General features: G+C 69.3%; 17 protein-coding genes and 3 pseudogenes. 4 read left to right on the top strand and 16 right to left on the bottom strand.

The features are described from left to right. The first annotated feature begins 42 nt into the window (after nt 1-42). Complete coding sequence (locus tag ACWY4P_RS12710; RefSeq protein ID WP_456210645.1) at nt 43-1,236, top strand: PP2C family protein-serine/threonine phosphatase; 1,194 nt, start codon at nt 43-45, stop codon at nt 1,234-1,236. Nucleotides 1,237-1,429: 193 nt separating this feature from the next. Here the strand turns inward: ACWY4P_RS12710 and ACWY4P_RS12705 are convergent, their stop codons facing one another. The 14 genes and pseudogenes from ACWY4P_RS12705 to ACWY4P_RS12640 form a co-directional block, all read right to left on the bottom strand. Further along, nucleotides 1,430-1,858: a DUF2267 domain-containing protein gene (locus ACWY4P_RS12705; RefSeq protein WP_389424175.1), complete on the bottom strand. Its 429-nt coding sequence runs from the start codon at nt 1,856-1,858 to the stop codon at nt 1,430-1,432. Nucleotides 1,859-1,893: 35 nt separating this feature from the next. Further along, the gene (locus tag ACWY4P_RS12700; protein ID WP_456210644.1) at nt 1,894-2,286 is read right to left on the bottom strand and encodes a DUF2267 domain-containing protein; all 393 of its coding nucleotides are present in this window, start codon (nt 2,284-2,286) and stop codon (nt 1,894-1,896) included. A gap of 113 nt (nt 2,287-2,399) precedes the next feature. Next, nucleotides 2,400-2,699: pseudogene (locus ACWY4P_RS12695) on the bottom strand (MFS transporter); the annotation flags it as partial. 277 nt (nt 2,700-2,976) lie between these two features. Beyond that, nucleotides 2,977-3,474: an Hsp20/alpha crystallin family protein gene (locus ACWY4P_RS12690; protein ID WP_456210643.1), complete on the bottom strand. Its 498-nt coding sequence runs from the start codon at nt 3,472-3,474 to the stop codon at nt 2,977-2,979. A 41-nt stretch (nt 3,475-3,515) separates the two neighbouring features. Beyond that, on the bottom strand, nt 3,516-5,297 hold the full coding sequence (locus ACWY4P_RS12685) for an FAD-dependent oxidoreductase (RefSeq protein ID WP_456210642.1): 1,782 nt from the start codon (nt 5,295-5,297) through the stop codon (nt 3,516-3,518). Beyond that, the gene (locus tag ACWY4P_RS12680) at nt 5,297-5,557 is read right to left on the bottom strand and encodes a UBP-type zinc finger domain-containing protein (RefSeq protein ID WP_456210641.1); all 261 of its coding nucleotides are present in this window, start codon (nt 5,555-5,557) and stop codon (nt 5,297-5,299) included. The genes ACWY4P_RS12685 and ACWY4P_RS12680 overlap by 1 nt, the downstream gene beginning before the upstream one ends. 6 nt (nt 5,558-5,563) lie before the next feature. Beyond that, nucleotides 5,564-6,022, bottom strand: a complete 459-nt coding sequence (gene trxA, locus ACWY4P_RS12675; protein WP_456210640.1) for a thioredoxin — start codon at nt 6,020-6,022, stop codon at nt 5,564-5,566. Next, nucleotides 6,019-8,658: an ATP-dependent chaperone ClpB gene (gene clpB, locus ACWY4P_RS12670; RefSeq protein ID WP_456210639.1), complete on the bottom strand. Its 2,640-nt coding sequence runs from the start codon at nt 8,656-8,658 to the stop codon at nt 6,019-6,021. Before clpB ends, trxA begins: the two co-directional genes overlap by 4 nt. Next, on the bottom strand, nt 8,649-9,056 hold the full coding sequence (locus tag ACWY4P_RS12665) for a chaperone modulator CbpM (RefSeq protein ID WP_456210638.1): 408 nt from the start codon (nt 9,054-9,056) through the stop codon (nt 8,649-8,651). Before ACWY4P_RS12665 ends, clpB begins: the two co-directional genes overlap by 10 nt. Further along, nucleotides 9,053-10,006, bottom strand: a complete 954-nt coding sequence (locus ACWY4P_RS12660; RefSeq protein ID WP_456210637.1) for a DnaJ C-terminal domain-containing protein — start codon at nt 10,004-10,006, stop codon at nt 9,053-9,055. Before ACWY4P_RS12660 ends, ACWY4P_RS12665 begins: the two co-directional genes overlap by 4 nt. Before the next feature lie 6 nt (nt 10,007-10,012). Continuing rightward, nucleotides 10,013-10,624 (bottom strand): nucleotide exchange factor GrpE, encoded by a 612-nt coding sequence (grpE, locus tag ACWY4P_RS12655; RefSeq protein ID WP_456210636.1) that lies wholly within the window; start codon nt 10,622-10,624, stop codon nt 10,013-10,015. Nucleotides 10,625-10,632: 8 nt separating this feature from the next. Then, nucleotides 10,633-12,531, bottom strand: coding sequence for a molecular chaperone DnaK (gene dnaK, locus ACWY4P_RS12650; RefSeq protein WP_456210635.1), 1,899 nt, complete (start codon nt 12,529-12,531; stop codon nt 10,633-10,635). Nucleotides 12,532-12,583: 52 nt separating this feature from the next. Then, nucleotides 12,584-12,790, bottom strand: a complete 207-nt coding sequence (locus ACWY4P_RS12645; protein WP_456210634.1) for a hypothetical protein — start codon at nt 12,788-12,790, stop codon at nt 12,584-12,586. Further along, a complete protein-coding gene (locus ACWY4P_RS12640) occupies nt 12,778-12,939 on the bottom strand; it encodes a hypothetical protein (RefSeq protein ID WP_456210633.1) in 162 nt (53 codons plus the stop codon). The genes ACWY4P_RS12645 and ACWY4P_RS12640 overlap by 13 nt, the downstream gene beginning before the upstream one ends. Nucleotides 12,940-13,274: 335 nt before the next feature. Between ACWY4P_RS12640 and ACWY4P_RS12635 the strand changes: the two genes are divergently transcribed. Beyond that, nucleotides 13,275-15,056, top strand: a complete 1,782-nt coding sequence (locus ACWY4P_RS12635) for a PucR family transcriptional regulator (protein WP_456210632.1) — start codon at nt 13,275-13,277, stop codon at nt 15,054-15,056. A 228-nt stretch (nt 15,057-15,284) separates the two neighbouring features. Here ACWY4P_RS12635 and ACWY4P_RS12630 read toward each other — a convergent pair. Both ACWY4P_RS12630 and ACWY4P_RS12625 read right to left on the bottom strand, forming a co-directional pair. Next, nucleotides 15,285-16,019: pseudogene (locus ACWY4P_RS12630) on the bottom strand (PP2C family protein-serine/threonine phosphatase); the annotation flags it as partial. A 233-nt stretch (nt 16,020-16,252) separates the two neighbouring features. Continuing rightward, nucleotides 16,253-16,711 carry a hypothetical protein gene (locus ACWY4P_RS12625; protein WP_456210631.1) on the bottom strand — a complete coding sequence of 153 codons (459 nt, stop codon included), beginning with the start codon at nt 16,709-16,711 and terminating at the stop codon, nt 16,253-16,255. A gap of 211 nt (nt 16,712-16,922) precedes the next feature. Between ACWY4P_RS12625 and ACWY4P_RS12620 the strand changes: the two genes are divergently transcribed. Both ACWY4P_RS12620 and ACWY4P_RS12615 read left to right on the top strand, forming a co-directional pair. Then, on the top strand, nt 16,923-19,229 hold the full coding sequence (locus ACWY4P_RS12620) for a SpoIIE family protein phosphatase (protein WP_456210630.1): 2,307 nt from the start codon (nt 16,923-16,925) through the stop codon (nt 19,227-19,229). 834 nt (nt 19,230-20,063) lie between these two features. Further along, a pseudogene (locus ACWY4P_RS12615) lies at nt 20,064-21,069 on the top strand (IS110 family RNA-guided transposase). The last annotated feature ends 30 nt before the right edge of the window (nt 21,070-21,099 follow it).

The raw sequence follows: 21,099 nt of genomic DNA, 5'->3' as shown, positions 1-21,099 counted from the left end.
CTCAGATTGTGGCGGCTCGACCTCGCAGGGATCATCGAAGGCATGGACAGGAACATGTCCGTCGGGTCCGGGGAGCGGCTGCTGGAGGAACTGGTCAGAGCAGCCCAGCTGGCATCACCTGGGGAACTGCCCGTGGTCCTGAACCGGTATGCCGAGGCCATGGGTCTGGGCAGGGCCGTTATCTATCTGGTCGACATCCAGCAAAGACTGCTGGTGCCGCTTGTCGAAAGCGAGCCGGAACTGGAGCTCGACACTTCGCTGGCCGGATGGGCCTACCGCACCGACTCTCTCCGAGTGGAAGAAGGCCCCTCCGGCGGGCTGAACATATGGCTACCCCTGGCCGACGGGGCGGAGCGGCTGGGCGTCGTGGAGCTGAACATGAGCACCCTGGACGGGCTCAAGCTACGGCGCTGTCGAACGACGGCGCTGCTCCTCGCACTGATCATCACATCCAAGCGCACCTACAGCGACACCATCGCGCAGCGCATGCGTACCAGGCCGATGCACCTGCCCACGGAGATGGTGAGGGCTTTTCTCCCTCCCCGGTCGATCGGCACCGGGCGGGTCGTTTCGACGGCGGTTCTGGAGCCTGCGTACGAACTGGGCGGCGATGCTTTCGACCATGCGTTCACCGAGGACGTTCTGCACGCCACAATCCTTGACGGCATGGGGCACAACCTGGCGTCCGGACTTGCCACCTCTGTCGCCATGGCAGGCTGCCGTAACGCCCGGCGCAGCGGGGCAGACCTGCACGAACTCGTGGGCACCGTGGACGAGGCGCTGGCGAAGTGGCTTCCGGAGCAGTTCTGCACGGGTGTCTTCACTCAGTTGCACATGCCCACCGGTGTGCTGCGCTGGTGCAACTGCGGCCACCCGCCTCCGTTGCTCATCCGTCGCCACCGCCTGCTCCATAAGGCCTTGGAGCGGCCACCTGAGCCTCCTTTGGGTCTGCCCGCCAGTCTCGCCGAGACCGCCCGTCAGGTGCACGACGTCAGCCTCGAACCCGGTGACCGAATACTGCTCTACTCAGACGGCGTCGTGGAGTCACGCGATGATGCAGGCGAAGAGTTCGGCCTGGAGCGCTTCACCGACTACGTCATCCGGTCGACCGCAGCGGGGCAGAGCGCCCCGGAAGTGCTGCGCCTGCTCATCCATGCCATCCTCGAGCATCGGCACAACAAACTCAGCGACGACGCCACGATCTTGATGTTCGAGTGGCAGCCCCCTGATCCGTGACCGCAAGAGCCGGAGAGCGCAGCCGTGGCGCCGGTACTCCGAGGGCGCAGACGCTGACGTCGGTGGATGCCGAGCGTAACTCAGTCTCCGGGAAGCGGCGGGTATGGTGCCGCACATCTGCGCCCCGGCTTCCGCTCGCCGGAGCAAAGCGGCTCGGCGCGTTGGACCGCGCTCATGACCTCCTCCACCGGGGTCACGGCAGGAGCGCGGCAAACGAGTTCGGCACCCGGGATTTGAGGTGCTGCCATTCGCCGGCGCTCACATGGCGCTCCAGAGTTTTCAGTACGGTGCGCACCAGCTTCTCGCTGCCACCCTCGACCGCATAGGGGAATTCGCTCCGGACCCGTGCGAGGAACTCCTCGTTGCTCATCTTTACGGGCGTTTCGGCCGGTTTCCAGCCGTCGTAGTAGACGCCTCTGACGATGGTCGGCAGTTGGGCGCCGAACTGCACGGCCGTCTCGACCGGGAGACGATCCCGAAGCGGGTGCAGCACGGCCCGCAGTGCCGCATACGACTGCTTACGCCGTTCTTTGGGCCACTCGAAAGCCTCCTCGACGTCTTTGAGGAGCCGATTGGCCTTGTCCACCATGGTGTCGAACGAGGAGAAACCTGTATCAACCATTTGCGTGGGCCTTTCGTTCTGGGCGCCTCACGAGCTCAGTCCGCGAGGTCGGCCTTGCCGAACAGGACCGCGTAACTGGAGGGGAGTTGGCTGATGATCTGATTCAGTTCTCCGCCAGTCACAGCGTCGGCAACGGTGGTCAGGACCGCGCTGGCGTCCCACTGCGCCGTACGCGGCCGGGCATGGGTGCGCTCGGCGACCCGGCGGTAGAACTCTTCGATCCCGAAGCTCTGCGCCCGCTGGGGCGTTGCATGGTTCAGAACCTGTCCCAGCGGGCCGGGCAGCTGGGATGCGAGGTCCTTGACCTCTCCCGGGCTGATCCGTTGGGCCAGCACTTCCAGCACGGCGTTGGTGACGTCCGCGGCTTCGTCCTGGTCGTTGTATTCGCCTCGCTCGCGTACATGGGCGAGGAATCCGTCATATTTCATCGCTGCCTCCTTCTGCGCCGGTCACCGCCGGTCATGGGGGTCGCCCGGTGCGCTGTCGGGCCGGCCGGGTCCGTCCGTCGGCGCGTAGCTGCCGTTCGCAAGGCTCTTGGCCCGCGGTCGGTGAGTCTCCCGAACAGGAGAGCGCCCGCACATGCGCCTGCCACGTAGATGGCGGCGGCAGTGCCTATGTCGGCGCTGGTCAGGTTGATGCCGCTGCCCGGCTCGGTCATACGGGCGGCAACCGCCCCGACGATCGTCACTTCGAGTCCGTCCAGAATCCAGACGGCTCCCAGACCGATGACGATCCGCCAATGGAATCGGGACCACGGCAGCCGGTCAAGCCGGGCGGGGACCTTGGTCGTGACGTCTGGCACTGCGCGCGCGGGTGCGGAGCGGAGGGAAGCAAGCGATATCCGACGGCCCAGGACGCCAAGCGTTACGCACGGGCATTCGACCGCGAGGACCAGGCGGACATGGGCCGGCGAGCACCGCTGGGTCTGCTCCCCCTTCGGCTGCTGCGCGCCTGGCGTCTCCGGCACCGAAAGGAGGCCGGTGGGGAGCCGCGTGCCGCGTCTCCGCCGCCGTGAGGGGTTGTGATATGGGACGTCGTTCATGAGCCGCTCCGGGTGTCGAGGCCCGCCGGCCCGGCCGCGGTGCCGGATGGGTGCCCGGAACCGCGGCGTTCGCGTCTCAGCCGCTGCTCTCGGTGCTTTCACTCGTCTCGCTGATCTCGACGTGCCGGGGCTTTGCGACCTCGGCCTTGGGGACGGTGATGGTGAGCACCCCGTCCGACATCTGCGCATTGATCTTTTCGGTGTCGACCTCTCCGGGCAGCCGCAGCCGGTACTCGAAGGCTCCGGTGCGGCGGGTGCTCCGGCGCAGGACGCCTTTGCGTTCCTTCTCCTTGATCTCTCCGGTGACCACCAGCTCCTGGCCGTTCGCTTCGACGTCGATGTCCTTGCTCTTGACGCCGGGGAGTTCGATCTCGACGTGGAAGGCGTCGTCGGACTCCGTGACATCCGCCAGGGGTGTCCACGCGACTGCGGGCGCAGCGCCTCCCACCGTGGATTCAATCAGTCCGCTCATATCGCTGAGCAGTTGGTCGAACTCCGTCAGCGGATTGCGTGCCCAGCCAAGGGGCCTGTCCTGCATTGCGCCACCGCGGTGGCGCCGGACGGGCATGGTCATTCCCATCGCCTCCTTCTCGTGATCTCGTCGCCCGCTGGGTGTCATGCGAGCCAAGCGGACTCCTTCGGACGGGTGTGCGGTGAGCTGTCGGTGCCGCCGGGCGCGGCCGTGTGGCCCAGGGAGCGGTGCACGAAGTGGATGCTCATCGCGCCTTCGCCGACCGCGGAGGCCACACGCTTCACCGAGCCGCTGCGGACGTCGCCGGCGGCGAAGACGCCAGGCAGGCTGGTCTCCAACGTCAGGCAGTCGCGGCCCTGGCTCTGCCACAGTTCGGGGACGGAGCAGGCCTGCGCCTCCGCGCCGGTGAGCACGAAGCCGCGCGCGTCGAGGGCGAGCGCGCCGGACAGCCACTCGGTGTGGGGGTCGGCGCCGGTAAAGACGAACAGGGCGCGCACCGCGAGGTGGCGATGCTCGCCCGTACGGTGGTCGACCACGGTGACCGCCTCCAGCACCTTGTCGCCGAGTGCCTCGGTCATCTCGGTGTGCAGCAGCACGCGCACCCGCGGGTGGCGCTCGACCTGATCGATCAGGTAGCGGGACATGTGCGCCTCGAGGCTCGGCCCACGGACGAGCAGATACACCTGCGGTGCGTACCCGGCCAGGAAGAGCACGGCCTGGCCCGCGGAGTTGCCGCCGCCGACCACCGCCACCGGGTCGGCACGGCACTGCTGGGCCTCGTAGACGGTCGCCGAGTAATGGACGCTCGCTCCCTCCAACGGCTCGATGCCGGGCACATGGAGGCGGCGGTAGCGGGCGCCGGTGGCCAGGACGACGGTACGGGCGGTGATCTCGCTGCCGTCGGCGAACCCCACGGCGTAGTGACCGTCCCGCGGTTCGAGCCGGGCCGCCTCCACCGGGACGCTGATCCGGGCGCCGAACTTGCCCGCCTGGAGCACCCCGCGCTCGGTGAGTTCGGCGCCCGAGATGCCGGAGGGGAAGCCGAAGCAGTTGTCGATGCGGGAGGACGTCCCGGCCTGGCCGCCGGTGGCCATCGCCTCGACCACGGTCGTGCCGAGGCCCTCCGAGGCGGCGTTCACCGCGGCGGCGAGACCGGCCGGACCGGAGCCGACGATCAGGAGATCGCCGCGGCCGTTGCCCGACGGCAGGGGCGGCAAGCCGATCAACCGGGCCAGTTCGGCGTTGCTCGGATTGCGCAGCAGCGTCGTGTCACGCCAGATCACCAGCGGCGTCTGTTCCGGACCGACCGCGAAGCGGCGCAGCAGCGCCTCGGCCTCCTCGTCCGTCTCCAGATCGATCCAGCGGTGCGGCAGCCGGTTGCGGGCGGCGAACTCGCGCAGCCGCCGGGTGTCGGGCGAATAGCGCGAGCCGATGATGCGGAAACCGGCGCCCTGCCCGACGAGCAGGGCACGGCGGCCCAGGCAGGCGCGCAGCACCACATCACCAAGGATGGAGTCCCGGGTCACCAGGTCACGCAGCTGATCCATGGACAGGGCGAGGACCTCGCCGGGGTCCCTGACCACGGCGGTGTAGAAGGCCACCTGTCCGTTCAGGAGGCCGAGTTCGCCGATGAAGCGGCCAGGGCCGTGCACACGCAGCAGGCGTTCGTCGGGCGTGCCGTAGCCCTCGACGATGGCGACCGAGCCACTGAGGACGACATAGAAGGTCTCGCACCGCTCCCCCTCCCGGATCAGCACGTCACCGGCGTCGACCGCGCGCCGCCGGCCATGCTGCGCCAGGCGGTCCATCTGGTCGTCCGGCAGGCGGGGATAGGCGCCGTAGATGTCGGGCGTCTCGAAGGGGACGCTCTCCTCCGCCTCGTCCGGCACAGGCGCTGCGCTTGGCCGCGTCTCGTCGCCGGGCATCACACGAACGCCTCGTGGACGAAGCACCACCGCCAGTCCTCGCCGGGCTCCAGCGACGCCACGATCGGATGGCCGTCGGCGGCGGCGTGACGGCGCGCGTGCCGGTTCGGCGAGGAATCGCAGCAGCCGACGTGGCCGCAGGTCAGGCAGAGCCTGAGGTGGACCCAGGGGGAACGCGTGGCCAGGCATTCCTCGCACCCTGGGGCGCGCGGGGTGACGGGGCGTACGAGGGCGAGGTGGGGGTCGGCCCGTACGGTCATGGCCGATCACCCCTTCCCGGCCGGTTCGCGGCCCGCGATCGACTGCTCCACCCACCGCCGCAGGGCAGGGGCAGGTGCGGCACCCGCCTGCCGGGCAATGGTCTGTCCTTTGTCGAGGACCAGCAGCGTCGGTACCGCCTGGACCTCGAACCGCCGCGCCAGGCGCGGGTTCTTGTCGATGTCGACCTTGACCAGCTTGATCGTTCCCGCGAGATCGGCGGCGACCTTCTCCAGCGCGGGGCTCACCATGCGGCAGGGGCCGCACCAGGTGGCCCACAGGTCGACGACGACGGGCACGGTGGCCTGCTCGACGACCTCGGTGAAGTCGTCGTCGCCCGCGTCGGCCATCCACGGCAGAGGCTGCTTGCAGTTGCCGCACCTGGGGCGGCCCTCGGCGGCCACGGGTACCCGGTTGGCGCGCCCGCAGTGCGGGCAGGTGACGTTGGTGGCTTGCACGGTACTCATGCCGCCCTCGCTCCCTTCACGTCCTCGGGCTGGTCGTAGGTGACGACCAGCTCTCCGTGCTCGGCGTCGACGCGGACCTTCGCGCCGTCCTGGACGTCGCCGCGCAGCAGGGCGCGCCCGACCAGTGTCTCGACCTCGTGGGAGATGTAACGCCGCAGCGGCCGGGCCCCGTACACCGGGTCGTAGCCCTGGTGGGCGATCAACTCCCGGGCAGCGTCGGTGAGTTCGACGGTGATGCGGCGTTCGGCAACCCGCTGCCGCAGCTCGTCGAACTGCAGCTCCACGATCCGCTCGATCTGCCGCTCACCGAGCGGCTTGAACAGCACGATGTCGTCGACGCGGTTGAGGAACTCCGGACGGAAGTGCCCGCGCAGCTCACCCATCACCAGGGCGCGGGCGTCCGGCTTGATCTCACCCTCGGCGGTGGCGCCGTCGAGGAGGTGCTCGGAGCCGATGTTGGACGTCATGATGATCACGGTGTTGCGGAAGTCGACGGTGCGGCCCTGGGCGTCGGTGATGCGGCCGTCGTCGAGGATCTGCAGCAGGGTGTTGAAGACATCGGTGTGCGCCTTCTCGATCTCGTCGAACAGCACAACCGAGTACGGCTTGCGGCGTACGGCCTCGGTGAGCTGGCCGCCTTCCTCGTAGCCGACGTATCCGGGCGGTGCGCCCATGAGCCGGCTGACGGTGTGCCGCTCCTGGTACTCACTCATGTCGAGGCGGACCATGTTCTCCTCGGAGTCGAACAGAGTCCGGGCGAGGGTCTTGGCCAGCTCGGTCTTCCCGACGCCGGTGGGGCCGAGGAAGATGAACGAGCCGATGGGGCGGCGAGGGTCGCGGATGCCGGAGCGGGCGCGGATTATGGCGTCGGCGACGAGCTTGACGGCTTCGTCCTGGCCGATGACGCGCTCGCGCAGGATCTCGTCGAGGCGCAGCAGTTTCTCGCGTTCGCCCTCCTGGAGGCGGGCGACTGGGATGCCGGTCCAGGCGGCGACGATCTCGGCGATCTCCTCATCGGTGACGACCTCGCGCAGCAGCCGGTTCTGCCCTTGTTTGGCGGCCAGTTGCTCCTCTTCTGCGGCGAGTCGGCGCTCCAGGTCCTGGAGTCGGCCGTAGCGGAGTTCGGCGGCGCGGTTGAGGTCGTAGGCGCGTTCGGCCTCCTCCGCCTCGTGGCGGACCTGCTCCAGTTCCTGGCGCAGTTCCTGCACGCGGCGGATCGCCTGCCGTTCGGCCTCCCACTGGGCGTGTTTGGCGTCGGCCTCGCCGCGCAGGTCGGCCAGTTCCCTGCGCAGCTCCTCCAGGCGGGTTTTGCTGGCGGGGTCGGTCTCCTTGGAGAGGGCCGCTTCCTCGATCTCCAGGCGGGTGACGCGGCGGGTGATCTCGTCGAGTTCGGCGGGCATCGAGTCGATCTCGGTACGCAGCCGGGCGCACGCCTCGTCGACCAGGTCGATGGCCTTGTCGGGCAGGAATCGATCGGTGATGTAGCGGTGGCTGAGGGTGGCCGCGGAGACCAGCGCGGTGTCCTGGATCTTCACGCCGTGGAAGACCTCGAGGCGTTCACGCAGTCCGCGCAGGATGGAGATGGTGTCCTCCACGCTCGGCTCGTCGACCAGGACCTGCTGGAAGCGGCGTTCGAGGGCGGCGTCCTTCTCGATGTGCTTGCGGTACTCGTCGAGGGTGGTGGCACCGATCATGTGGAGTTCGCCGCGGGCGAGCATCGGCTTGAGCATGTTGCCCGCGTCCATGGCCCCTTCGGCGGCGCCCGCTCCTACGACGGTGTGGAGTTCGTCGACGAAGAGCAGGATGCGCCCCTGGGCGGCCTTCACCTCGGACAGCACGGCCTTGAGGCGTTCCTCGAACTCGCCGCGGTACTTGGCGCCGGCGACCAGGGAGCCCATGTCGAGGGCGAACACCGTCTTGTCGCGCAGGCCCTCGGGGACGTCGCCGCGAACGATGCGCTGGGCCAGGCCCTCGACGATGGCGGTCTTGCCGACGCCGGGGTCGCCGATGAGGACGGGGTTGTTCTTGGTCTTGCGGCTGAGGATCTGGGTGACGCGGCGGATCTCCGCGTCACGGCCGATGACCGGGTCCAGCCGCCCGGACCGAGCCTCGAGGACCAGGTCGCGGCCGTACTTCTCCAGAGCCTCGTAGGCCACTTCGGGGTTGGCGGAGGTGACGCGCTGGTTGCCGCGGACCTGGGTGAGCGCGCTCAGGAACGAGTCCCTGGTGATGCCGGCCTGTTTGAGCAGTCGCCCGGCGGCGGTTGAAGAGCTCTCCTCAGCCAGGGCGAGCAGGAGGTGTTCCACGGACACGTACTCGTCCTTGAGGCGTTTGGCCTCCCGTTCGGCGGCGTCGAGCAGGCGGGCGAGGCGCTGGGTGACGAAGACCTGGCCGGGTGCCGCGCCGGGGCCGGTGACCTTCGGGCGGCGGGAGAGTTCCTCGCGCACGGCCGCGCGCAGTTCCTTCGGCTCGGTGCCGGCCTGTTGCAGCAACCGCGGGATCAGACCGTCCTCCTGATCGAGAAGTGCGAGCAGCAGGTGTTCCCCGTCGACCTCGGTGTGCCCCATGCGGCCGGCCGCGGTCTGGGCCTCCTGGAGGGCTTCCTGTGACTTCTGGGTGAGACGGTTCATGTCCATGGGGGTGTTTCACTCCTCGTGCCGCGGGCGCGCAGTGCGGCTTCGAGCAGGCTGATGCGGTCGAGCAGGTCGAGCACCAGGCCGATGGATGCGTAGTTGAGGCAGAGTCCGGAGCGCAGCCGCTGGATGCGGGCGAGGACCGCCGGGGCCGTGGGGTCGAACACCAGGTGCCCCGCGGCGTCGCGCTCGGCGTCGACCAGGCCGAGGGCGACGAACCGGCGGATCAGATCGGGGTGGAGGCCCGAGCGACGGGCCACGGCGTTCAGGGAGAGCCTGGGGGCGGGCACGAGCGCGTACCGGACAGCCGTCGAGGCGGTGACGTCGACGCCCGTCCGTACCGGACGGTCGCCCACGCCGGCCCGGCCGATGCCTGCCGCTCCCGCGGGTCGGTCGTTCATCGCGTCCTCCTGGGGTCGAACGAGGAGGTGGCGGCGAGCTCCTCGAACAGTTCGCGCTCCCGGTCGCCGAGGGTGGGCGGCACCATGATGCGGAGTTCGGCGTACAGGTCGCCGTTCGCGCCGCGCGGGTTCGGCATGCCCTCGCCGCGCAGCCGCAGCCGCCGGCCGCTGGACGAGCTCGCGGGCACCGTGACCTTGGCCGTGCCACCCCCGGGGGTGGGCACCGGCACGGTCGCGCCCAGGGCCGCCTCCCAGGGGGCGACCGGTACCTGGACGTGCACGTCGCGGCCGTCCAGCCGGAACCGGGGGTGAGGCTGGATACGCACCCGCAGGTACAGGTCGCCCGCGGGGGCGTCCCCACTGCCCCGGCCGCCCTCGCCCGCCAGCCGGATGCGCTGCCCGTCGGTGACGCCCGGCGGCAGGTCGACCTCGTACCGCCGCGGCTGCCCGGTGGGACCGGTGAGTGTGACGGTGCGACGGCCGCCTTGGTACGCCTCCTCGACGGTGAGCGGCAGTTCGGCCTCCTGGTCCGCTCCGGGGACGCTGCCTCGGGCGGCGCCGGCCCCGAACATGGAGCCGAGCAGGTCCTCGATGTCGATGCCCTCCGCTCCCAAGGCGTCGCCGAAGCCGGTGGCGTACCGGACGCGAGGACCGCCCGCGCCCGCGGTCCTCCGACCGCGGAAGCCGCCGCCCGCGCCCGCCGCGACCCGTTCGTCGAAGTCCTCCGGGATCTGACGGAAATCCTCGCCGAAGCGGTCGTAGCGGGCCCGGGTCTTGGGATCGGACAGGACGCTGTATGCCTCGTTGAGGTCCTTGAAACGCTCCTCCGCCCCGGGGTCCTTGTTGACGTCGGGGTGGTACCTGCGGGCGAGTTTGCGATATGCCTGCTGGATCTCGTCCTGGCTCGCGCTCCGCGGCACGCCCAGCACCTCGTAGTAGTCCCGTGCCATCGCCGGTCACTCCCGCTTCGCGACGGTCACCGCGGCCGGCCTGAGCTGCCGCTCGCCGTCCCCGTAGCCGGGGCGCAGCACCTCGACTACGGTGCCCGGCTCGACGTCGGGGTCCTGGACGACGCCGACCACCTCGTGCCGGGCCGGGTCGAAGGCGACGCCTGTCTCCGCCCGCCGCGGGTAGCCGAGCAGTTCGAGGACGTTCACCGCCTGGTCGCGTACGGCCCGGATGCCCTCCACGATCGCGCCCGGATCGGCGCCGGCGTGGGTCAGGGCGAGTTCGAGGTTGTCGAGGACGGGCAGGAAGGCGGCCGCCGTGCGGGACCGCTCGACCGCCCGTTCCCGCTCCAACTCCCTGGCGTGACGCTTGCGAAGGTTGTCGAGGTCGGCGAGCGCGCGCCGCCAGCGGTCCTCCAGTTCCTGGATCGCGGTCGTGTGCTCGTCCTCGGCAGGCGCGGGGCCGGCGGCGTCGGGTCCCGGTTCGCCGTTCGCCGCTTCCGGCCGGGTCGGCGGGCCCGGTTGCGGCAAATCCCCGCGAGGAGGGCGTACGGCGCCTTCCGGGACCGGTTCGACCGGATCCGACGCGGCCCGGTCGGGTTCCTGGGGGTGGCTGGGCATGGCGCGCCTCAGTCCTTGTCGAACTCGGCGTCGATGACATCGTCGCCACCGCCACCGCCACTGGTGGGACCACCGGTGGCGGCGTCCTGGCCGGGACCGCCCGTGGCGGCGGCGCCCTGATGGGCCACCAGCCCGGCGAGCACCTGCTGGAGTTCGGAAGTCAGGGGCCGTACGCGCTCCACGCCCGCCTCTTCCTTGACCGCCGCCCGGGCGTCGGACACGAGCATCTCGGCGCGTGCCTTCTCGTGCGCGGGCGCTGCGTCACCCAGTTCGGCGAGGCGCTTCTCGACCTGGTATGCGACGGCGTCGAGCTCATTGCGGGCGTCGACGGCCTCGCGGAGTGCCTGGTCCTGGCCCCGGTTGCGCTCGGCCTCCTGGACCATGCGTTCGACCTCACTGCGGTCCAGGTTGGAGCTCTCGCTGATGGTGATGCCCTGCTCCTTGCCGGTGTCCCGGTCGCGGGCCCTGACGTTGAGGATGCCGTTGGCGTCGATGTCGAAGGTGACCTCGATCTGTGGTTCGCCCCGCGGCGCCGGCCGGATGTCGGTGAGCTGGAACCGGCCGAGCACCCGGTTGTCGGCGGCCCGCTCGCGCTCGCCCTGGAGGACCACCACATCGACGGCCGGCTGGTTGTCCTCGGCGGTGGAGAAGGTCTCGGTGCGGCGCACCGGGATGGTGGTGTTCCGCTCGACGATCTTCGTCATCACTCCGCCGCGCGTCTCGACGCCCAGCGACAAGGGTGTGACGTCGAGTAGCAGGACGTCCTTGACCTCGCCCTTGAGCACCCCGGCCTGGATCGCGGCACCCAGGGCCACGACCTCATCGGGGTTGACGCTCATGTTGGGTTCCTTGCCGCCGGTCAGCCGGCGGACCAGGGCCTGGACCGCCGGGATCCGTGTGGAGCCGCCTACGAGGATGACCTCGTCGATGTCGCTCTCGCCGACCTTGGCGTCGGCCATTGCCTGCTGGACCGGTCCCAGGCAACGCTCCACCAGGTCGCCGGTGATCTGCTCGAACGTGGACCGCATGATCGAGTCGGTGAGGTGTTTGGGGCCCGAGGCGTCGGCGGTGATGAACGGCAGGCTGACCTGCGTCTGCGTCACCGAACTGAGCTCGGTCTTGGCCTTCTCCGCCGCCTCGAACAGTCGTTGCAGCGCCTGCGGGTCCTTGCGCAGGTCGATGCCGTTCTCCTTCTGGAAGTCGTCCGCGAGGTAATCCACCAGACGCCGGTCGAAGTCGTCACCGCCCAGGTGGCTGTCGCCGGCGGTGGAGCGCACCTCCACCACGCCGTCGCCGACGTCGAGGATGCTCACGTCGAAGGTGCCGCCGCCCAGGTCGAAGACGAGGACGGTCTCGTGCTGCTTCTTGTCCATGCCGTACGCGAGGGCAGCCGCCGTCGGCTCGTTGATGATCCGCAGCACCTCCAGTCCCGCGATCCGTCCGGCGTCCTTGGTGGCGGTGCGCTGAGCGTCATTGAAGTAGGCGGGCACCGTGATGACCGCCTCCGTGACCCGCTCCCCCAGCTGCTTGGAGGCGTCGTCGGCGAGTTTGCGCAGCACCTGTGCGCTGATCTCCTCAGGCGCGTACAGCTTGTCGCGCACCTTGAAGCGGGCCGCCCCGCCGTCGCCCTCGACGACGTCGTACGCCACCGCCCTGGCCTCGTCGGAGATCTCGTCGAAATGCCGGCCGATGAACCGCTTGGCCGAGTAGATGGTGCCCTTGGGGTTGAGGATCGCCTGGCGCCGGGCCAGCTGGCCCACCAGACGTTCCCCGGTGTCGGTGAAGGCCACCACGGACGGTGTCGTGCGGTTGCCCTCGCTGTTGGGCACGACGGACGGCTCGCCGCCCTCCCACACGGCGATCACCGAGTTGGTGGTGCCCAGGTCGATGCCCACTGCCTTGGCCATGGGGAACTCCTCCCGGTACGGCGCCTGCGTCGACTCTCCGGATCACGTTCGTTCAGGTACGGGTGGGACCTCCGCCGGTGGTCTGCAGCCCGCCGATCAGCCCTACAGCCTCGTCGGAGACCTCCTCGTCCACGACGACCTCGTACCGGCTCGGCTGCATCGAGCAGGGCGAGGCGAAATCCCAGCGACCGCCCTGCAAGGCGTGCGGCAGCATGCCGGACAGCGCGCCGACGATCACTCCGAAGATCAGCCCGTACAAGGGAGTAGGGCGGAGACGACGGGGTCGAGCCAGTTCACAAGGCCGAACAGCCAGCCGATCAGGACACCGGGGAGCGCACCGCTCGCCGCTCCGTGAAGGGCGGCCCTGCCGTAGCCCATCCGGCCGATCACCTGCTCGACCAGGCGCACGCCCTGGCCATGATCGCCGCCCTCTCCACGGGAAACCCATGGTCAGAGAGGTGGTCAACGGCGCGTGCAGCTTCCCGGTACGTCTTGTACGAGGCAACCGGCCTGCGATGCTGCTCGGTCATCGCCCAGCCCTTCCTGCCGGTGCGCACGGACAGTTTCGAACACTCCCCAGGGTGGCGAGCCGAGTGGCTCCACGCCTGCGCCTGGCGAGTCAGAAATGCACGGGTCCGATCGCCCCACGAGTACGAGAGGAAGAATCCGAACATCTCGGATGAGCCGGCCCGAGAGCGGGTTCCACCGCTCGCCTGTAGGCTCGGGGAGAACGGAGTGATCCCATGGCCGGCAGCCGGGCGCACAACCTGTACCGCCGCCGCTCCGACTGGGAGGGCAGCCCCCCGCGGGGCAGCGGCGGGCGGCACCCCACGGCCGCGCGGAGAGGGCCCCGCCCACCCGCTCCAACCCCGGCCGACCATGCCCCCCACGAACTGATGGCGCTCTCCCGCGCCCTGTTCGACACCCGGGACGAAGGCGAGATCCTGCGCCTGGCCATGGACCACATCGCCGCCGCAGGGCCGTACGGCGCCGAGGCCGGATACCTCAAGGTGGACGGCGACCTGGTCCCCAGCCCGAGGAACGGGCAGATCCATGCCTTGGCCGTGGACCGGAGGTTGCGGGAGCTGGCCGGGCAGGACGGCCCTGTGACCGTACCCGGCCGGCCCTGGGGCCGGGCCCTGGGGCTACGCGGACTTGAGGGACTCCACGGCTACCTCGTGGTGACGTCCCGCTCCCGGCCCACCGAGGCCGAGCGATCCCTGCTCGCCACGCTCGTCCGGCACACGGCTGCTGCACTGTCGGTCGCCTTCGCACACCGCCGCCAACGCGAGGACGCGCTGGAGCTGTACCGGCTGAGGGAGGAACGGACAGCCCTCCAGGGGCGGCTGATCTCCGTCGTGGCTGAGTCGGGGTACCTGCGGGCCGTTCACGCGCTCATGGCCGACGTCGCTGCCTCGGGCGGCGGCGAGGAAGCCATCACCCGCGTACTGCACGGGCTCACTGGACTCCCCGCGCTGGTCGAGGACCGCTTCGGTCGGCTGAGGTCCTGGACCGGCCCCAGCCGCCCCGACCCCTATCCGGAACCTGACCCCGTGCGCCAGGACGAAATGCTGCACGCCGTCGCCCGGGAGGTCGGGCCGGTGCGGATAAAGGACCGGCTGATCACCCTGGCTCGCCCGCACGGCGAGATCCTGGGCGTGCTGGCCCTGGTCGATGCCCGGGCCGAGGCCGACGAGCACACCGTGCTCGCGCTGGAACACGCCGCCACGTCACTCGCCCTGGAGCTGGCGCACCTGCGTAATCTGGCCGAAGTGGAGCTGAGGCTGCACCGCGAGCTGGTCGACGACCTCCTGGCAGGGACGGACGAGGCGAGCGCCTACGCCCGGTCCGAGGCAGTCGGACACGACCTGCACCGCAGCAACTACATCGTCGTGGTGCAGTGGTCGAACCGGACTGCGGACGATTCCTTCGCGCAGACCGTGGGCCGGGCGGCCTCTGCCGTGGGCATGCGCTCGCTGCTGACCCGACGTTCCGACCACGTGGTCCTGGTCGCCGACGACAGGCCGCACGCCCGCGCGCTGTACGAGGCGCTCGCCCGGGAGACCGGAACACGGTCCGGGACGATCGGGGTGAGCGCCCCTTGCGACTCCCTGGACGACATCCCCCACCGCTACCAGGAGGCGCAGCGCGCCCTGGAAGTGCGCCGCCACTCCCGCGAGCGCTACGGCACGACGTTCTTCGACGAGCTGGGCCTCTACCGCATCCTGGGACCTGGCAACGATTACCGGGAACTAGAGACGTTCGTCCACGAGTGGCTCGGGCAGCTCATCGACTACGACTCCCGGCACCACACGGCCATGGTGGAGACCCTGTCCCGGTACTTCGACTGCGGCGGCAACTACGACGAGACCGCCGAATCCCTCGCGATCCACCGCAGCACGCTGCGCTATCGGCTCCAGCGCATCCGCGACATCAGCGGCAACGACCTCGCGAACGTCGAGGACCGGCTCAACCTCCAGGTGGCGACCCGAGTGTGGAAGATCGTGCTGGGCGGACACGGCTGATGCCCCGCTAGAACTGTCGCACGAGCGGTGCCAGCAGCAGTTGGTCGGCGTGGTGGCAGGAGTCCGTGTCAGTAGGTCGTCACGGAGCTGGATCAGCGCCGTGACGACGTCGCGGAGTCTGGTGCCTCCCGAACCCGACATTGAGTAGGACGCCGGGGACCCTTCGTCAGGAAGTGCGGCAAGCTCACTCTCACAGCCGGACGACAACCAGGGCGATGTCGTCACTGGCGCCTTTGCCTCCAAGCCGTGGCCGACCACGTCCCCGACGGTCACCGAGAAGCGGCCGTCGGGCAGGTCCACAGCGTCGTACCAGTCGCCGCACACATTCAAAGAGTCGACCGCGGGCAGGTAGCGCACCGCGACATCCTGGTGAAGGGCCAGGCCGGGTGAGCGGAGCATTGCCTCCTGCAGCTTGATGGCGATCCGTCGCTGGCGGGCGTTGGCCCGGCGCAGCTCTTCGTTCAGGCGCTGCACCTTCCCGGTGCGTTCGTACAGCTCGGCCTCCATCTGCTGCGTATTGCCGGGCTTGTTGCTGGCGCGCCCTGCACGGGCGTAGGCGGTCACATCCTCCACCCGGAGGAGAATCCACCTCACCTGCCCCTCCGGCCCCAAAACCGGCGTGTTGGTCGTGGACCACCAGCGCTCTTCGAACACCCCAGGTCGGCTCGCGGCAGGGACGTCGTACTTCGGCAGCGCCATCGTGTCCGGCTCCCGGGTGGAGAGCACCCGCTCCAGCGAGGCCGTCACCAGGTGGCGTACTTGATCTGCGTCGGGGTCTGCAGGGTTTACCGGGATGGCGTCGAAGAAGGGTTGTCCGACCAGATCATCGCGGGTGCGCCCGCTTGCCTGGCAGAATGCCCTGTTCACTGCGATGATCACCAGGTCCGGGAGAAGCACCAGGCATGGGCTGGGGGTAGCAGCGAAGAGCGCAGCGTAGTCGACCTCTGCTGTGGCCGCACGCACCGCGTCAGTCGCCGAAACGCCCACCTACTCACTGTAGGAGCGCCATAAGTGCGTGGCCGGCCATGCGTCCCACCGGCGCCCCAGCGCCACCACATGCTGACAACCGCTGACGGCTCAGCCGTAGGTGACAACGTTGATCGGTTTTGTGGCGGGTGCGAGGCATCGACACTCCGGCGGCAGAGAGAAGCGGTGTTACCTCAGGCCGTAGGACCGCCCCCTGGCCGTCCGGGCGATCACACTGCGACGGCCTCGCCCATTTCCTCCTCGGCGTCCGCCTCCGCTGAAGGAATGGATGCCCGGACAGTGGTGCTGCGCCGCTCCGTCACCGCGGCCGCGGCCACGAGCAGCAGGCCCGCAACCAGCCAGAGCACCAGGGAGAGCATTCGGCCACCCAGGCCCGCCGAGTCGAAGTAGAGCAGACTGCGGGCGCCCTCGACGAAGTCGGGGCCGTTCCAGAAGGAGTGCAGCGCGCCGAAGAAGCCGTTCTGCAGCTCCGGTTCGAAGATGCCGCCGCAGGTGGTGAAGTTGAGCATGACGAACAGCACCATGAGGACCAGCGTCGTCATGCGTTTCCCCTGGTTACGGAGGAAGCTGAACCGGGTGCTGTCCGTGATGGTGAGAGGCTTCGGAGTGAGCCCGGCCAGGACCAGCACTCCACCCCGGGCGAGCACGGTGGCGGCCTGTTCGCGCACGGCGGGAACACGCAGTGCGTCCGGCGTCTGTGGAGCAGGGGAGGGCGGCTTTCGCGGCATCCTCTTCAGGAGTTCGATCAGCCTGCCGTGACAGCTTGAAGCACCCGGGTCGGGTTGCCGGGGGACCGCCACGCGCTTGAACTGGTGGAGGGGTGCATTGCGCAGATCGGGGGGTGCATGGACCCGGGGATGAGAGCGGGAGGTGTTTTCAGTGCCCGACCGCGACGTGCTCATGATCATCGCTGAGGACGGACGGGTGATCGAGTGGCAGCGTCTTGCTGAGGAGCTGTTCGGATGGTCCGCCGAGGAGGCCGTTGGCCAGTCCGTCCTCGCGCTGATGCGTGAGATCAACGCGGGGGACGGAGGGCGCCGAGGCAGCCTCTCTGACGGAGCCCCGGTACTGGTCACGCCGGAGCTGCGCGGCACTTCCGTTGTTTGGCAGGTACGCGCGGCAGCGGACGCCGTTTCACGGCAGGACGTGGCGGTCTTGAGGGCCATGTTCACCCAGTCCCCGGTGGGACTGCACGTCCTGGACAACCAACTCCGCGTGGTCCGCATGAACACCGGCACCCGTTGGCTGCGCGATACGCCAGTGGCAGACCTGCTCGGCAAGCGGTTCACCGAGGCGTTCGAACTCGAAGACCCTGACGAAGCGCTCGCGGTGGCTCGCAGGGTCTTGGAGAGCGGAGTGCCGGTACCGAACCTGCTCGTCCGGGCTGGCGAGGTGCCTGGCCTGCACAGACGCCGCATCTGCTCCGTCTCCATCGCCCGCTTGGAGGGCGGCCGCGGGGACGTGCTCGGTCTGGTGGCGTCCGCGGTCGACGTCACCGAGCGTGAGAACGCGCTGAAACGCCTGGCCCTCCTGGACGCGGTCCGCGCACGGGTGGGGCGGCGGCTGGACGTGCTGGCTGTGTGCCGAGAACTGGTGGACGCAGTAGTGCCTGCCTTCACCGGCATCGCCGTCGTCGAAGTCATCGACGACGTCGTCCGCGGTGAGGACCCTCCACTGGTCCCCGTCCACCAGGACGTTCCCCTACGCCGAACAGCCTTCCGGGGACGGATCTCGGCATACCCGGTGGGAGACGTGCGCCCGCTGCCGTCCGGCACCCCCTACTCGCGCGTACTGTCCGACCTCCGCCCGCGGCTCGTCCCGATCGATGCCGACAGCGCGTGGCTCGCCGCCGACCCAGCCCGAGCGGAGTCCATCAGGCGGTCCGATGTCCACTCTCTGATCGTGGCACCGCTGGCATTGCGCGGTCATGCCCTGGGCGTAGTCAGCTTCTACCGCCACCAACAAGAAGATCCCTTCGAGGAGGAGGACCTTCAGCTCGCGTCCGACGTATGCGCGCACGCCGCTCTCTGCATCGACAACGCCCGTCGGTACACCCGCGAGCGGACCATCGCAGCGACTCTCCAGCGCAGGCTTCTGCCCCAGCATCCAGCCACGCCAAGCTCCGTGGAGGTCTGCCAACTGCACTTTCCCGGTCCGGAGGGTGGCGGCGTATGGTTCGACGCGATCGCGCTGCCCGGCGCACGGACCGCGCTGGTCGTCGGCGACGTCGCCGGACGAGGCGTCGCCGCGGCGGCCACCATGGGACAGCTTCGGACGGCCCTCCACTCACTGGCCCCGCTGGACCTGGGGCCCGACGAGCTACTGGCCCGGTTGAGCGACACCGCGATCCGTCTCGCAGCTGAACGTGCCGCACTGCCCCCTGGGGATCCCCTGCACCATGAGCCGCTCACTGCCAGCTGCGCCATCGCGATCTACGACCCGGTCACTCTCACATGCACCCTCGCCCGTGCCGGTCTCCCGGAGCCAGTCGTTCTCTTCCCCGACGGCAGTTCATCCACCGTGGCCGTGCCTCCAGGCCCCCTGCTCGCCGGAGCGGGCAGCGCCCCGTTTCCCGCGACCACGGTCAGCCTCCCCGAAGGCACCACCCTGGCCATGGCCACGGCCCCACTCGCAGACGAGGTCCTGGCAGGGCCACTGCGCCCGCTCCTGGACCGCGGCAGCAAGCGGAGTCTTCCCGAGCTGCGCGACGACATCACGCATGCGCTCACACACGGCCACCCGACCGACGAGACACTGATGCTGCTCGCCCGTACGAAAGCGCTGCCCTCGGATCAGGTACTGGCCCTCTCCCTGCCGCCGGGCCCCGAGGCCGCCCAGATCGCCCGTTCAGCGGCCCGGCGCCAGCTGGATGCCTGGGGCGTGGACGAGGAGAGTGCGTTCACCAATGCGCTCATCGTCAGCGAACTCGTCGGCAACGCGGTCCGCTACGGCGCTCCGCCCCTGCAACTACGCCTGATCCTTGACGAGATGCTGACCAGTGAGGTCAGCGACGCCTCGACCTGCGCTCCACACGTGAAACACGCCCGCACCATCGACGAGACTGGCCGAGGGCTGTTCATCGTCGCCACCCTCGCGGACCAGTGGGGTACCCGTTATTGGGATCAGGGAAAGACCGTCTGGGCAGAGCAGCCAAAAGGGAGGACGCCCGAGGGGGCACTGTCCTGACAGGACCCGAGCTGCCAACCCAGCGCGGCTTTGGTGAGTTCGGCGGCAAGGCTCGCGGTCGGTTCCTGTACGCCGCGCTTGTGGAGTGCGTCTGACATGGCTCCGGCGAGACGGGCGCGCTTGAAGGTGGCGCGCTCCTGCAGTTCGCTGTTGCCGGCAATGACCGGGCGGAGCCGGGCGCTGAACTCGCGGCGGTCGTCCGTGAAGGTGGCCGTGATCGCGTCGATGGCCGCACCGACCGCTTATCGGCACCCGAACCTGGCCCGACCGGGCCACCGCCCGCGCCGAGGTCTTCAACTTCATCGAGACCTTCTACAACCGCCGCCGCCTGCGCAAGCACAAGACCTTCGGCAAGCATGATCTTGAGTGTCCCGCGCCTGTGGGGCCGCCCCGCGAGCTCGGCATCCGCCCCGTCGTGGCCGCCCTGGCGCTCGGCAGCATCGTGCTGCTCAAGCCCGACCCCGTACGGTGATCACCCGTGGTGCCGCCATGGTGCGGACCTTTGAAGGGGCGGGCCTGCCCAAGGGCCGGGTGTCCGTCATCGGCGGTCACGAGCGGCGATGAACTAACTCATCCTCCACTTCTGGGGACGTGGTTGGTCGCTGATCCGGGCGAAGTCTTCCGGGAGTGATCAGGCGATGCCATCATGCCGGTACTGTGCGAAGGTTGCGCAGCGCTGTCCCGGGCGGGGGTCTGACTCTGTCTGCTGTCACCGAGCCACAGGGCGTGTCCCAATAGGGGCCTTGCCGACGATCAGGCGCCATCACGGTTCAGACCGCCCGAGCAGGCCGGTGTCGGCTACCCAGCACCCCACCATGCGGGAGGCGAACCACCATGACGACCAGGCAGCGCAGTACCTCCTCCAGCACGGTCCCGCCTGATCCGGGCGAGGTCGTCCTGGGCGTGGACACACACGGTGAGGTTCACGTCGCCGCCGTGATTTCGACGCTGGGTGAGGTCCTGGGTACCAGGTCCTTTCCGGCCACGGCGGCAGGGTATGGCCGGCTGCTCGTCTGGGCTCGCAAGCTGGGGGCGGTGCGCCGGGCCGGTGTGGAGGGCACCGGCACCTTCGGAGCGGGCCTGTCCCGCTACCTGCTGGCTCAGCACATCCAGGTGTACGAAGTGAACCGGCCCGACCGCACAGCCCGCCGTCTGCTGGGGAAGTCGGACCCGGTCGATGCGCAGGCTGCTGCGCGGGCTGTGCTCAGTGGTCGCGCCCGGGCCCGGGCGAAAACCGGCGACGGTCCGGTGCATAGCGCTCGGATGTTCAAACTCGCCAAGGACTCCGCGGTCAAGGCCCGCACCCAGGCGATCAACCAGATCGAGGCCGTCCTGGTCATAGCCGACCGGACGCGGTGGTCCGGGCCACCCATATGACCCTGAGCATGCTCGCCGAGCGCATCGAACAGCTCACCGGGCAGATCGATGAGCTGAACCGGCGCCTGACTCGGCTCGTCGAACGCCACGCCCCGCAACTGCTCATACCGGTGGGCATCGGCCCGGACAGCGCCGTCACTCTCCTGATCACTATGGGAGACAACCTCGAGCGGCTGAACACAGAGGCATCCTTCGCCGCTCTGTGCGGAGTCAGCCCCGTCGAGTACTCCTCCGGCCGTCGGAGTTCGCGTCGGCTCAACCATGGGGGCGACCGGCAAGCCAATGCGGCCCTGCACCGCATTGTGTTCACTCGGCTGCGCTTCGACCCCGCACCCAGGCGTACTACGAACGCCGCACGCAGGAGGGCAAGACCCGACGTGAGATCATCCGATGCCTCAAGCGATATGCCGCCCGAGAGGTCTTCAACCTGGGCAGGACGGTATCCAGCGTCCCCCCGTTATAGGGGCGTCCGTGAGAGATGAGAGGGTCTGAC

Source organism: Streptomyces sp. LZ34 (genome assembly GCF_053890475.1).
This window is presented reverse-complemented; position numbering and strand designations above follow the sequence as displayed.